Annotated in this window: 15 protein-coding genes; 5 read left to right on the top strand and 10 right to left on the bottom strand. The window is 53.8% G+C overall.

The annotated features are described in order from the left end of the window. Positions 1-8: 8 nt before the first annotated feature. The 7 genes from pxpA to IAE30_RS11740 all read right to left on the bottom strand — a co-directional run bounded on the left by pxpA (position 9) and on the right by IAE30_RS11740 (position 5,984). Positions 9-746 (bottom strand): 5-oxoprolinase subunit PxpA, encoded by a 738-nt coding sequence (gene pxpA / locus IAE30_RS11770; protein ID WP_045816498.1) that lies wholly within the window; start codon positions 744-746, stop codon positions 9-11. Continuing rightward, positions 736-1,668 carry a 5-oxoprolinase subunit PxpC gene (pxpC, locus tag IAE30_RS11765; protein WP_038648230.1) on the bottom strand — a complete coding sequence of 311 codons (933 nt, stop codon included), beginning with the start codon at positions 1,666-1,668 and terminating at the stop codon, positions 736-738. Before pxpC ends, pxpA begins: the two co-directional genes overlap by 11 nt. Next, complete coding sequence (gene pxpB, locus IAE30_RS11760) at positions 1,662-2,318, bottom strand: 5-oxoprolinase subunit PxpB (protein WP_038648233.1); 657 nt, start codon at positions 2,316-2,318, stop codon at positions 1,662-1,664. The genes pxpC and pxpB overlap by 7 nt, the downstream gene beginning before the upstream one ends. Before the next feature lie 149 nt (positions 2,319-2,467). Next, complete coding sequence (locus IAE30_RS11755; RefSeq protein ID WP_038648235.1) at positions 2,468-3,211, bottom strand: type 2 GTP cyclohydrolase I; 744 nt, start codon at positions 3,209-3,211, stop codon at positions 2,468-2,470. A 22-nt stretch (positions 3,212-3,233) separates the two neighbouring features. Continuing rightward, complete coding sequence (phrB, locus tag IAE30_RS11750; RefSeq protein WP_038648238.1) at positions 3,234-4,661, bottom strand: deoxyribodipyrimidine photo-lyase; 1,428 nt, start codon at positions 4,659-4,661, stop codon at positions 3,234-3,236. Positions 4,662-4,673: 12 nt separating this feature from the next. Continuing rightward, positions 4,674-5,630: a 2-thiouracil desulfurase family protein gene (locus IAE30_RS11745; protein ID WP_045833515.1), complete on the bottom strand. Its 957-nt coding sequence runs from the start codon at positions 5,628-5,630 to the stop codon at positions 4,674-4,676. Between the two features lie 153 nt (positions 5,631-5,783). Then, positions 5,784-5,984, bottom strand: coding sequence for a YbfA family protein (locus IAE30_RS11740; protein ID WP_038648244.1), 201 nt, complete (start codon positions 5,982-5,984; stop codon positions 5,784-5,786). A 245-nt stretch (positions 5,985-6,229) separates the two neighbouring features. Between IAE30_RS11740 and kdpE the strand changes: the two genes are divergently transcribed. Further along, on the top strand, positions 6,230-6,904 hold the full coding sequence (gene kdpE / locus IAE30_RS11735) for a two-component system response regulator KdpE (protein WP_038648247.1): 675 nt from the start codon (positions 6,230-6,232) through the stop codon (positions 6,902-6,904). An 83-nt stretch (positions 6,905-6,987) separates the two neighbouring features. Here kdpE and pgm read toward each other — a convergent pair whose 3' ends face one another. Further along, positions 6,988-8,628 carry a phosphoglucomutase (alpha-D-glucose-1,6-bisphosphate-dependent) gene (pgm, locus tag IAE30_RS11730; protein ID WP_038648250.1) on the bottom strand — a complete coding sequence of 547 codons (1,641 nt, stop codon included), beginning with the start codon at positions 8,626-8,628 and terminating at the stop codon, positions 6,988-6,990. A gap of 25 nt (positions 8,629-8,653) precedes the next feature. Continuing rightward, a complete protein-coding gene (gene seqA / locus IAE30_RS11725) occupies positions 8,654-9,199 on the bottom strand; it encodes a replication initiation negative regulator SeqA (RefSeq protein ID WP_038648252.1) in 546 nt (181 codons plus the stop codon). Between the two features lie 248 nt (positions 9,200-9,447). Here seqA and ybfF point away from each other — a divergent pair, with 248 nt between their 5' ends. The 4 genes from ybfF to fur all read left to right on the top strand — a co-directional run bounded on the left by ybfF (position 9,448) and on the right by fur (position 12,127). Next, the gene (ybfF, locus tag IAE30_RS11720; protein WP_038648255.1) at positions 9,448-10,212 is read left to right on the top strand and encodes an esterase; all 765 of its coding nucleotides are present in this window, start codon (positions 9,448-9,450) and stop codon (positions 10,210-10,212) included. Between the two features lie 168 nt (positions 10,213-10,380). Next, positions 10,381-10,656: a LexA regulated protein gene (gene ybfE, locus IAE30_RS11715; RefSeq protein WP_034829114.1), complete on the top strand. Its 276-nt coding sequence runs from the start codon at positions 10,381-10,383 to the stop codon at positions 10,654-10,656. Positions 10,657-10,791: 135 nt separating this feature from the next. Next, entirely contained in the window at positions 10,792-11,322 is a 531-nt protein-coding gene (gene fldA, locus IAE30_RS11710; protein ID WP_034829111.1) for a flavodoxin FldA, read from the top strand. A 355-nt stretch (positions 11,323-11,677) separates the two neighbouring features. Then, the gene (fur, locus tag IAE30_RS11705; protein WP_007890672.1) at positions 11,678-12,127 is read left to right on the top strand and encodes a ferric iron uptake transcriptional regulator; all 450 of its coding nucleotides are present in this window, start codon (positions 11,678-11,680) and stop codon (positions 12,125-12,127) included. A 61-nt stretch (positions 12,128-12,188) separates the two neighbouring features. Here fur and IAE30_RS11700 read toward each other — a convergent pair whose 3' ends face one another. Then, on the bottom strand, positions 12,189-12,584 hold the full coding sequence (locus IAE30_RS11700) for a hypothetical protein (RefSeq protein ID WP_034829107.1): 396 nt from the start codon (positions 12,582-12,584) through the stop codon (positions 12,189-12,191). Positions 12,585-12,681: the final 97 nt, after the last annotated feature.

Genomic DNA, 12,681 nt, shown 5'->3' with positions numbered 1-12,681 from the left:
GTTATTTTTTAAGCACTGGTGACAGCAATTTGATGAGTAGCAAACGCGGCACGTAACGTGCGTGCAAATTGCAGCGCATGTGCGCCATCACCATGTAAGCAGACGGTCTCGGCATTCACTTTCACCCACTCCCCGCTGATACTCTGCACCTGACGCTGCTGCACCATGGTGAGTGTTTGTGCCAGCGCCTGCTCGGCGACTTCAATCATCGCCCCTGGCTGGCTACGCGGCACCAGCGCACCGGTTGCCTGATAGCCACGATCGGCAAACACCTCTTCTCGCGTGCGCAGACCATAATGCGCAGCCGCTTTGATCGAAGCACTACCTGCCAGGCCGACCAGTATCAATGCGGGATCCACCGCCTTCACCGCGCGGGCAATGGCGTCGGCGAGCGTGGCATCCGCTGCCGCCTGGTTGTAAAGCATGCCGTGCGGCTTCACATGCACTAAACGCTCACCTTCACTTTCGGCGATGCTCTTCAATGCACCGATCTGATAGATCATCTGCGCATACACCGTTTCCGGCGGCAGCTGCATCGCAGTGCGACCAAAGTTCTCGCGATCCGGAAAGCTGGGGTGGGCGCCGATCGCCACACCTGAAGCTTTGGCCCAGCGCACCGATTGCAGCATGGTTTGCGCATCACCGGCGTGGAATCCACAGGCGATATTGGCTGAACTCACCAGCGTCAGCAGCTCCTGATCGCTGGCGCTGCCTTCACCCAAGTCAGCGTTGAGATCAATCTTCATGTGCAAGCCCCCAGGCTATTTGGTCAAAGGAGCGCTGTTGATGCTGCTTCGCCAGCAGCGCTTCTTCCAGAGTGCAATGGATAAAGTGAATCGGTTCGCCGAGTCGAATCTGCGCCAGTTGATACAGGTCAGCTTCGATAACACAGGCGATACGCGGATAACCGCCGGTGGTTTGCGCATCGGCCATCAGCACAATCGGTTGGCCATTAGGCGGAACCTGCACCACGCCGGGGACTAACCCGTGCGACAACAAATCACGCGTGGCTTTACGCTGCAGTTGACGGCCCTGCATGCGGTAACCCATACGATTACTCTGCGGACTCAGCTTCCACGGACTGCGCCAGAAACCTTCCTGCGCTTCGCGCGTGAACTCGTTATACTCCGGGCCCGGTAAGGCGCGAATGCGGTTGCCCCACAGCAGTTGACGTACGCCCGCTTTGCCCTTGAACGTTCGTGAGGGTTTGCCCAACGGCAGCTGATCGCCATCCTGCAACTTACGGCCCTGGAAACCACCAAAAGCAGCCTTGAGATCGGTACTGTGCGAGCCGAGCATCTCATCAATGGCGAAACCACCATTGACTGCCAGATAGCTACGCATACCGCGCACCGGCATCGCCAGCGACAACACCTGGCCTTTTTTCACCGGTAAGCGCCAGCCAGTCCACACCGGTTTGCCATCCAGATCGGCATTACAGCCCGCCCCAGTGAGTGCAAACCAACCGTCACGTTTAAATTCGGCTTTGAACTGGCCAAGCACAATTTCGAGTACCGCACTCTCCTCCGGATTGCCCACCAGCATATTGGCAGTACGCATCGAAGGTTGATCCAGTGCTCCGCTGACGCTGATGCCATATTGCCGCCAGCCGGTGCGGCCCTGATCCTGAATCGAGGTCATTAATCCGGCGCGTAGAATGTTTAACATACGCCCTCCTGTTGCGGCACAAAGCGCACGCTGTCACCCGGCCGCAGCAGTGTCGGCGGATGCTGTAACGGATCGAAAAGGCTGACCGGGGTATGACCGATCAGTTGCCAGCCGCCTGGTGCTGCCAGGGGATAAATGCCGGTCTGACTGCCACCGATGCCTACCGAGCCGCTGGGCACGATGACACGGGGTTCAGCACGGCGCGGCGTGTGCAAACGCTCATCCAACCCGCCCAGATAGGGAAAACCCGGCTGGAAGCCGATAAAATAGACCACGTAATCAACACTGCTGTGCAGTTCGACGACCTGTTTTGGCGACAGGCTGGCACCCTCAGCCACCACTTGCAGATCGGGGCCACCCGCGCCCCCGTACACCACCGGAATCTCTACCCGACGTGATTCAGGAATCTGTTCCTCACTCTCTTCCCACCAGCGCTGTAGACGCTCAATGGCATCCAGCGCATTCAATTGCGGATCGCGCAGTAGCAACGTCAGGTTATTCATTCCCGGAATCGCTTCCTGAACCTGTTCATTGTGCTGCAGGCGTTGGCACAGTCCCCAGATGCGCTGCTGGCTGGCGAGTGAAACGGGCGGTTCCAGCTCCAGCACAACGGCTCGCTCACCCAGTAGATAACAACGTGCTCGTTGCAAAACCCACCTCCCGGTCATGATTAACGCGGACAAAAAATGTCCACAAATCGCTTTGCTTATAATGAAAGTCAATAAGTTATGCGAAAGTGACAGAGATGTGTCAACAGATTTGCGTCCTTAACGTGGGTTAAGGACGCGAAGAGGAGAAATCAGGCAGGATTGTCGATATCAATAAAGGTCACGTCGAGGCCGTAGCTTTGCGCCAGCCATTCGCCCAGCGCCTTGATACCGGCACGCTCGGTAGCATGATGTCCGGCGGCGAAAAAGTGCAGGCCTTGTTCGCGTGCGCTGTGAATGGTTTGCTCTGAGACTTCACCCGTGATGAAGGCATCCACGCCAAAAGCGGCCGCGCTATCAATAAAGCCCTGTCCACCGCCACTGCACCAGGCGACACGTTTGATCAGTGCCGGGGCGTTATCACCACAGTGCAACGGTTTACGGCCTAAACGTTCGGCGATTTTCGCGGCAAGCGCTTCGCCGCTCAACGGTTCAGCCAGCTCGCCCCATGGCACTAACGGCTGAATTTCCCCTTTCACGTCAATATCAAACAATTTTGCCAGCTGTGCATTGTTGCCGAGTTGCGGATGGGCATCGAGCGGCAGATGCCAGCCATACAGGTTGATATCATTGACCAGCAACGTGCGCAGGCGCTGGCGTTTCATTCCTTTAATCAGCGGCGATTCGCTCTTCCAGAAATAGCCGTGATGGACCAGGATAGCATCGGCATTACGCGTTACCGCTTCATCTAAAAGCGCCTGACACGCGGTGACGCCCGTAATGACGGTTTTCACTTCCGTACGGCCCTCCACCTGCAAACCATTGGGCGCATAGTCGCTGAAGGCGCTGGTGTTCAGCTGCTGATTAACGATATGTTCTAACTCAACATGATTCATTTAGTACGGCTCCCTGATCGCCTCAGGCCGCGCTGCGCGCGCGCTCAAAGGCGTCTAATGTCTTTTTACGTGCGTCCTTATGTTCCACGATTGGCGCGGGATAATCGAGTTTCTTGTTGTTTTTCTTCGCCCACACCTGCGGCTGGTGAATGTCACTCTCCGGCACATCTTTCAACTCTGGTACCCACTGGCGGATAAATTCGCCTTTTTCGTCAAAGCGTTCCCCCTGAGTCGTTGGATTGAATATGCGAAAGTACGGTGCCGCGTCGGTGCCCGTTGAGGCCGCCCACTGCCAGCCACCGTTGTTGGCCGCCAGATCGCCATCAATCAGTTGTTGCATGAAGTAGCGTTCCCCCTCATGCCAGTCGATCAGCAGGTCTTTTACCAAAAAGCTGGCAACAATCATGCGCAGGCGATTGTGCATCCAGCCCAGCGTGTTGAGTTGACGCATTGCCGCATCGACAATGGGATATCCCGTTTTGCCCTGCTGCCAGGCCGTGAGATGTGCATCGTTTTTTTGCCACTGTACGTTATGCGTCCACTCCACAAACGGCTGGTGCTTACACAACGCCGGAAATGCCACCATCAGATGGCGATAAAACTCGCGCCAGATGAGTTCATTGAGCCAGGTAAAGGCTTTGCCTTCGTTCAACGCATCAGGATGTTCTTTCAATATACGATGTAAGCACTGGCGCGGAGACAGTACTCCTATGGCCAAGTAGGGCGAGAGGCGGCTGGTGCCATCTAATGCCGGTAAATCACGCACGTCGGGATAGTGCTGCACGGATTGTTTGCCGAAATGGCGCAACTGCTTTAACGCGGCCTCTTCCCCAGCCGGAAACAGCGATGTATCGAACGCTTCCAGTGGATAATCAAATGCTGGGATTTTCTGACCCGCACTGACCGGCGCATCCTGGCGCGCTTTCGGTGCATGATGGCACTCCGGTAATCCCTGATGCAGTCGACGGACAAAGGCGCGGCTGAACGGTGTGAAGACTTTAAACATGGTGTGATTGCCGGTCTGCACGCTGCCGGGAGGCAATAACAGGCTGTCATCAAAGCCCTGACAAATTACGCCCTGGCCATCGAGACGCTTTTCGGCGGCCGCATCACGTTCGCGCTCGTTAATTTCATACTGATAGTTGTAATACAACTCATCCACCTGATGCTGGTCGCAAAACGCACTCAGGTAATCCACTGAAGCAGCAAAGTCATCGCACTGATGGTAATGCAACGGAATACCGCGCTCGGCCAGTGAATCTTGCAACGAACACAGATTCTGATGAATGAAAGCCGCCTGCCTCGGTGCCATATGGTGTTGCTGCCACTGTTTGGGCGTGGCAATAAATAGCGCCAGCACCCTCGCATGGCTGTCGCGGCAGGCAGCAGCCAGCGCAGTGTTGTCATTGATGCGCAGATCGTTACGCAACCAGACTAAGTGGGTGGTCATAATGCTCCGGGATTATTGTCCGTAGCGCAGACGGAGCGCTTCCGGATAAGGATCAAAGTAACGTTGCTGCGCCAGCCACGGATGCGGATATTCCGCCATGTAGTGTTTCAGCATGGTGATAGGAACCAACAGCGGCTGGACGCCAGTGCGATAACGATCGATGAGCTGCGCCAGTTCCTGGCGCTGCGGTGACGATAACTGCGGGCGGAAGTAGCCCTGTACATGCATCAACACATTGGTGTGATTACGGCGCGAAGCCTGATGGGACATCAAATGCATCAGGCGAATTCGGTATTCAAAGGCGTAATCATCCAGCGAATCCCACTGCTCCATTGCCGCCACAAAACGTCCCATCTCGCGATACTCATCCTGCGCGTGCGACAGCAGCAGCAACTTGTATCGACTGTGGAAGGCGATCAGCTTGTGGCGGGTTAAACCGCTGCGCCACATCTCATTGAACTCATGCAACGCATACACGCGCCCCATAAAGTTTTCGCGAATGGCATCATCGTGTAAGCGGCCATCTTCCTCCAGCGGCAGCCAGGGCATTTCCTGCTGCAGGAATGAAGTGAAAACACCGGTGCCGGCTTTGCGATTATCATTGGTATCAGGTTGATAGACGCGCACGCGCTCGAGGCCACAGCTGGGTGATTTTGCACAGAGAATGTAGCCACACAGATGATGCAGTGATTTCACCCGTTCGGCTGACCACCGCTGCATCTCATCCGTGACCTCCTGGCCGCCATCTTTACTGAAACAAAGATGAATTTGCTCATCTTTCTCTTTGACTAAACGCAGGGCAGGACGCGGTGTGGGCAAGCCAATCGCCATTTCCGGGCAAACCGGTTCAAAGCGGATAAAGGGTGTCAGTTCTTCGGTTGCAAAAGCGAAACGCTTGTGGCCACCGTCAAAACGGACCTTATCCCCGAGCAGGCAAGCGCTGATACCGACAGGAATTTTTTCGCTCATACTTGTACAACCTCCAAAATCTTGTAGAGGTTTAAGTGTAGCTGAAACGGAGAGGGATAACAGCGGTTAAGCGGGGAATACAGACAAAGTTGAGAATAAAAAAACCCGGCGCTTTTTTGAAGCTGCCGGGTTCTTAATGAATCGTTAAAACGCTTACCAGTGGATGCTGCCTACTGCTTCGGTCTGCGCCAGCCAGACGGGTTTGGTGCTGGTCTTACACCAGACGCGGTGCAGATAGCTGTAGAAACGGGCACGATCCTGGCGGAACAGCATGACAGGTAAGGCAAGTATGCCGACCAATACCGCCAGAAAACGGCGCAACACGATTTTATAAAGTGGATAAGCCTGATACATGATTGCCTCCTGGGGTAAATTTTGCGTTGAAATGTGATCTGCCTCAGATATTACGCTTAGTTGTGTAATTTTACTACTCATCCGACCACTAATTTTGGTCTTTTTTTGTGCTTTTCGGCGCTGCATGAAAGTAAGTTACATAATTGTAAACATAGAGATATTGCGAGGTTACAAACATCATGACGGACGCGGTGTCCGATTCTTGATAAAGTGCCGTGTTAACTTTACCTGTGGCAGGAGTCAGCGTGACGACCATCTTGATTGTTGAAGATGAAAAAGAGATTCGCCGTTTCGTGCGCCTGGCGCTGGAAAGCGAAGGCCTGAAGATTGTGGAAGCGGAGCAATTACAACGCGGACTGATTGAAGCGGCTACGCGAAAGCCGGATTTGGTGATCCTCGATCTCGGACTGCCGGATGGTGACGGCAACGACTTTATCCGCGAAGTACGCCAGTGGAGCAGTATGCCAGTGATCGTCCTGTCTGCACGCAGTGATGAGCAGGACAAAATAGATGCGCTGGATGCCGGTGCCGATGACTATCTGACTAAGCCGTTTGGTATTGGTGAGCTATTGGCCCGCGTGCGCGTGGCATTACGTCGGCATCAAAGCAGCCAGCCAGAGCCAGTGGTGAAATTCGGTGAAGTGAGTGTCGATCTGGCCGCACGCCGCGTGTTACGTAACGATCAGGAAATTCACCTGACACCTACCGAGTTTCGCCTGCTGAGTTTATTGCTGAACAACGCCGGGAAGGTGCTGACGCAACGTCAGTTGTTGAATCAGGTGTGGGGGCCGAATGCGGTGGAGCACAGCCATTATCTGCGCATTTATATGGGGCATCTGCGTCAGAAGCTGGAAAGCAATCCGACCCAACCCAGCCATTTGCTGACCGAAACCGGTATTGGTTACCGCTTTATGCCATAAAAAAACGACCCACGTTGTCACGTGGGTCGTTTCAGGAATCGCGTGAAAAGGCGCACATTAATCAGCGCGCCTCAACGGTTCTGTTACGCGTTTTTCAGCACTTCGCTAACAATCTCTACCGCTTCTTTCTCGATCTGCTGGCGATGCTCAGCGCCAAGGAAGCTTTCACAGTAGATTTTGTAAGCGTCTTCAGTGCCTGAAGGGCGCGCAGCAAACCAGCCGTTTTCGGTCATCACCTTCAGACCACCGATTGACGCGCCGTTACCCGGTGCTGCGGTCAGACGTGCAGTAATCGGATCGCCCGCCAGCGTGTCAGCACTCACCATTTCCGGTGACAGCTTAGACAGTGCCGCTTTTTGCGCTGAGGTCGCCGGCGCCTGCAGACGGTTATAGCTTGGCGCACCAAAGCGTTCTGCCAGTTCGTCATAGTGCTGCTGCGGGTTTTTGCCGGTCACCGCAGTGATTTCGGCTGCCAGCAGGCACAGGATGATACCGTCTTTATCGGTTGACCAGGCGGAACCGTCGAAGCGCAGGAAGGAAGCACCCGCGCTCTCTTCTCCGCCGAAACCGAAGCTGCCATCAAACAGGCCATCAACAAACCATTTGAAACCAACCGGCACTTCAACCAGCTTGCGACCAATATCATTGACCACACGGTCGATCATTGCGCTGGAGACCAGGGTTTTACCCACGGCAACATCTTTGCCCCACTGCGGACGATGCTGGAACAGGTAATTAATCGCCACGGCCAAATAGTGGTTCGGGTTCATCAGGCCTGCAGGCGTGACGATGCCGTGACGGTCGTAATCCGGGTCATTACCGAACGCCAGATCGAACTTATCTTTATACGCCAGCAGACCCGCCATTGCGCACTCAGATGAGCAATCCATACGCACCACGCCATCTTTATCCAGATGCATGAAGCGGAAGGTCTGATCGACAGCATCATTAACGATGGTCAGATCCAGCTTATAGTGCTCAGCAATACGCTGCCAGTAAGCGATACCGGAGCCACCTAATGGATCAACGCCGATTTTCAGGCCCGCTTTCTGGATTGCCGGGAAGTCAATGACCTCAGCCAGACCTTCAACATAAGGCTGAATCAGATCCTGCTCAACGATATGGCCGCTTGCCCAGGCCTGATCCAGCGGCAGACGTTTCACGTCTTTCAGTTCGCCTTTGATCAGCTGGTTAGCGCGATCTTCGACCACCTTGGTGACGTTGGTATCAGCAGGACCGCCGTTTGGCGGGTTGTACTTAATGCCACCATCTTCTGGCGGGTTGTGTGAAGGCGTGATGACGATACCGTCCGCCTGCGCGCCACCGCGTTTGTTGTGTTCCAGAATGGCGTTGGAGATCGCCGGCGTTGGCGTGTAGCCATTGTCCTGCTGCACGATCACATCCACACCGTTCGCCGCCAGCACTTCCAGCACTGACAGAATGGCCGGTTCAGACAATGCGTGGGTATCTTTACCCACATAGCACGGGCCGGTGATGCCATTCTTTTTGCGCTCTTCCGCGATCGCCTGCGCAATCGCCAGAATGTGCACTTCATTGAAGCTTTGGCGTCCCGCGCTGCCGCGGTGGCCAGAAGTGCCAAATTTCACCGCATGGTCCGGGTTCGCCGCATCTGGCTTCAGGACGTAATACTGCGAGGTTAATTGTGCAACGTTAATCAAATCGCTCTGCTGGGCAGGCTGCCCGGCACGGGGGTGATTGGCCATTGGCGCTTCTCCCTGACGCTTCAGTTTAAATGGTGCCGCGAACTTTCTCTGTCAGTTCCTGAGGGAACTGCATCGCCAACATGATGTGTTCCACCATGCTGCATTTGCGGCCTGTATTGGTATTGGTGATCACCCAGTACGGTGTGCCAGGAACGTGCTTCGGCTTAGTATGGGTGCCATTTTGCAGCAGCGTGTGCTCGTCACCCGCAAAATAGACGCGAGTGCGGCCCTGCAGCGAGGCAGTGGCATCAGCAAAGGCTGCTGGATCAAGACGATAAAGCGTTGACAGTACCAGCATAAAGCGATTAACCGCCTTATTCTGCTCGGCATACTCATCAGAGAGCAGCAGTTCACGCACAGCGCGTACGCGATCCTGAGGACGCGCTTCGCTGCGCACTGGCTGCGCTTCCTTCACCGAAGCCGAAGCAGCAGCGACAGGTGCAGTCGGTGCAGTCTGGCCCGCGGTGAATTTCAGCATGCGGCGCAAAATATCGGAGGCACTTTCACCAATGTGCTGCGTGTGGCTGGCAATATAACGGTAGAGTTCTTCGTCAACTTCAATCGTTTTCATCTTATTCCGTACAATTCTGGCAAATGACAGAACCACGCATTATTGCAACGGCCTTAGCAAAATCGAGCTGTGCAAAACGTGAGCGGGCTCTAACATAAGGATTATAAAGTTAAATCCGTGGCAGCCGATAGCGCTGGCGTTGTTTCAGGGCAAAAGTCGGAATATGCCCTAATGCCTGGCCGGCTGGCTCCTGGACAGGTGAATCCATGATACCCTAAGCCAAGGTCACAACCGTAAGAACTTTAGCCATGATTTTGAACGCCCGTCTGCAAACTGAACAATCTACCCCTGAAGCCCCCCCTATTCTGTTAATTCATGGCCTTTTTGGTAGCCTGGATAACCTTGGCGTGCTGGCGCGCGGTGTCCGGGATGCACGCCCCACGTTGCAAGTGGACGTGCGCAACCATGGTTTGTCTGAACGCAGTGAGGTGATGGATTATCACGCCATGGCGCAAGACATCGTGGAGACGCTGGATGCACATAAGATTGAACGTGCTGGCGTAATAGGCCATTCAATGGGCGGTAAAATCGCCATGGCGCTCAGTGCCGTGGCCCCCGAACGTATTGAGAAAATGGTGTTGATCGACATTGCGCCGGTGGATTATCAAACCCGCCGCCACGATGAAATCTTCGCCGGTATCCGCGCCGTGACAGCGGCGGGCGTGTCCCGTCGCAGTGAAGCGGCCGAGGTGATGCGTCATCATGTCGCTGAAGAGGGGGTGATTCAGTTTATCCTCAAGTCCTTTGTGGAGGGCGAGTGGCGCTTTAACGTGCCGGTGCTGTGGGACAACTACACCACGATTTCTGGCTGGGAGGAGGTTCCGGCCTGGCCACATCCCGCATTGTTTATTCGCGGTGGCGATTCCCCTTATCTGGACAATCAGCATCGTGATGCACTGCTGCGTCAGTTCCCTCACGCCCATGCGCACGTGATCAGCGGCGCCGGTCATTGGGTACATGCTGAAAAACCTGATGCGGTTTTGCGCGCAGTTCGTCGCTTTTTTAACCTGTAAAAGCAAAAGCTTGCCGTATGCGGTTTAGGGTTGGCGTCGCGGATGGTGCTGGAGTATGATGTCGCGCTAAAAATTTGCCGCGGATGATTTTTTCGCCGTGGTCGGGCCGATAATGTATAAATCGCGCAGCGCCTTTCCGCCGTTCGCGCCCACTCAGTTTCACAAATCATGGCAAAAGAACAGACAGACCGTACCACGCTTGATCTTTTTGCAGACGAGCGGCGTCCCGGTCGCCCCAAAACCAGCCTGCTGACACGCGACGAACAGTTGCGTATCAACAAACGTAACCAGCTCAAGCGCGATAAAGTGCGAGGGCTGCGTCGTGTTGAGCTGAAAATGTCCAGCGAAGCGGTTGACGCCCTGAACACGCTGGCCGAGCAACAAAACATCAGCCGCAGCGAATTGATTGAACAAATGCTGCTAGCGCAACTCAAACTGTCTTAGCGCGCTGACCGCACGCAGGAACACAAAGTTCAGGCTTTACTCGTTCCGCCCTTTTCAACGGTCTGCTATCATTCGCTAACATGTGCAGTCAATTGACTTACTTTCACAATCAGGCTTTAAGAGGTTACTTAACCCATGGCAATCGTAGGCATTTTCTTCGGCAGCGATACCGGCAACACTGAAAACATTGCAAAAATGATCCAGAAACAACTGGGTAAAGATGTCGCCGAAGTGCATGACATTGCTAAGAGCACCAAAGAAGATCTCGCAGCGTTCGACATCCTGCTGCTAGGTATTCCTACCTGGTATTACGGCGAAGCACAGTGTGACTGGGATGACTTCTTCCCTACGCTGGAAGAGATCGACTTTAATGGCAAACTGGTGGCGCTGTTTGGCTGTGGCGACCAGGAAGATTATGCAGAGTATTTCTGTGATGCGATGGGCACGATTCGCGACATCATTGAGCCCAACGGCGCGGTGATCGTGGGCCACTGGCCGACCGAGGGTTATCATTTTGAAGCCTCAAAAGGTCTGGCCGATGACAAACACTTCCTCGGCCTGGCGATTGACGAAGATCGTCAACCTGAGTTGACCAACGAACGCGTTGACGCCTGGGTGAAACAGATTTTTGATGAGCTGCAGTTGAAAGAGATCATCGAAGCCTGATGCCTCGCCTCCCCAATGTGAGCGCTGGCTCACGTTGGGGCAAAGGAAATTCCTATAAAAATAATAGCTACGGTTTTTTAACTTTTCCCCGCAAATCTGTAGAATACCCGCAATGGTCATCCGCTTATTCCTCTGATTGTTGACTGAGGCTGAGTGAAATGGAAACCCAAACCACACCGTTCCGCGCTGGCGTAGGCGATGTTTATCCTTACGACTTTTGTTGATTTGCGCGCTACCCTGGTTTTCATTTCACTGCTTGAGTTCTATAATGAGACGCAAATGAGAATACGCGTGACCTAAACATTCAAGGCCCCTGCGCCGTAAGTGACATGCAAAGTAACAGGACAATATCCGAATGACTGACAACAACTCCGCATTGAAGAAGGCTGGCCTGAAAGTCACTCTCCCAAGATTGAAAATTTTGGAAGTGCTTCAGGGACCGGGCCCCGAGTCCCATCACGTCAGTGCGGAAGATTTGTATAAGCGCCTGATCGATATGGGCGAAGAGATTGGCCTGGCAACGGTTTATCGCGTTCTTAACCAGTTTGATGACGCGGGTATCGTCACCCGTCATAACTTCGAAGGCGGCAAATCCGTATTCGAACTGACTCAGCAGCATCACCATGACCACTTGATCTGCCTGGATTGTGGCAAAGTGATCGAATTCAGTGATGAATCAATCGAAACGCGTCAGCGTGAGATTGCTACTCGCCACGGCATCAAACTCAGCAACCACAGCCTGTACTTGTACGGTCACTGTGCACTGGGAGACTGCCGCGAAGACGATACGCTCCACGATAAGTAATTGAGTGTGCTATGCAATATAAAAAAACCGGTGCTGGTCACCGGTTTTTTTATGCCTGTTATCAAGCGATAAAGGTTTCGTGGAGGTAGCGCCAGCGAGGAATGGTGGTGCTGCAATCCAGCACAGCCAAAGAGATGCGTGTTTGATTGGTGCCGTTCAACATCTGCAGTTCACGATACTGAATCGTCACTTCCTGGCTCTGTTGAGAAATGATGGCATGCTCACTGGTGGCAATGCGCAGCCCTTCCCGCTGACCGTGCAGTTTGCGAAACAGCACTTCGGTCTCATTCAGATCCAGCTGCTTACCCAGCGGCGTCACCATTTTGAAATCCGGGTGAAAGTGTGACAAAAGCAGTTCCATGCTGTCATCACTGCCTTCTACCTGGTTAAAAACACGTTCAATAAGCTGATGTAATACCACCACGCTATGCTTAGCTTCCAGGGCGAGACTTGTCATTTTTTTTCCTTTGATAACCCGCAGAGCTCTATTTAGAGCGCATAGCCTACCTGAAATACAATTTTTCACACTCGCAAATGGGTTAATTTTGCTAAAG

The organism is Pantoea sp. S61 (assembly GCF_016625145.1).
Classification (GTDB): Bacteria; Pseudomonadota; Gammaproteobacteria; order Enterobacterales; family Enterobacteriaceae; genus Pantoea; species Pantoea rwandensis_B.
The sequence above is the reverse complement of the archived record's forward strand: the minus strand, read 5'-3'. Positions and strand labels throughout refer to the sequence as shown.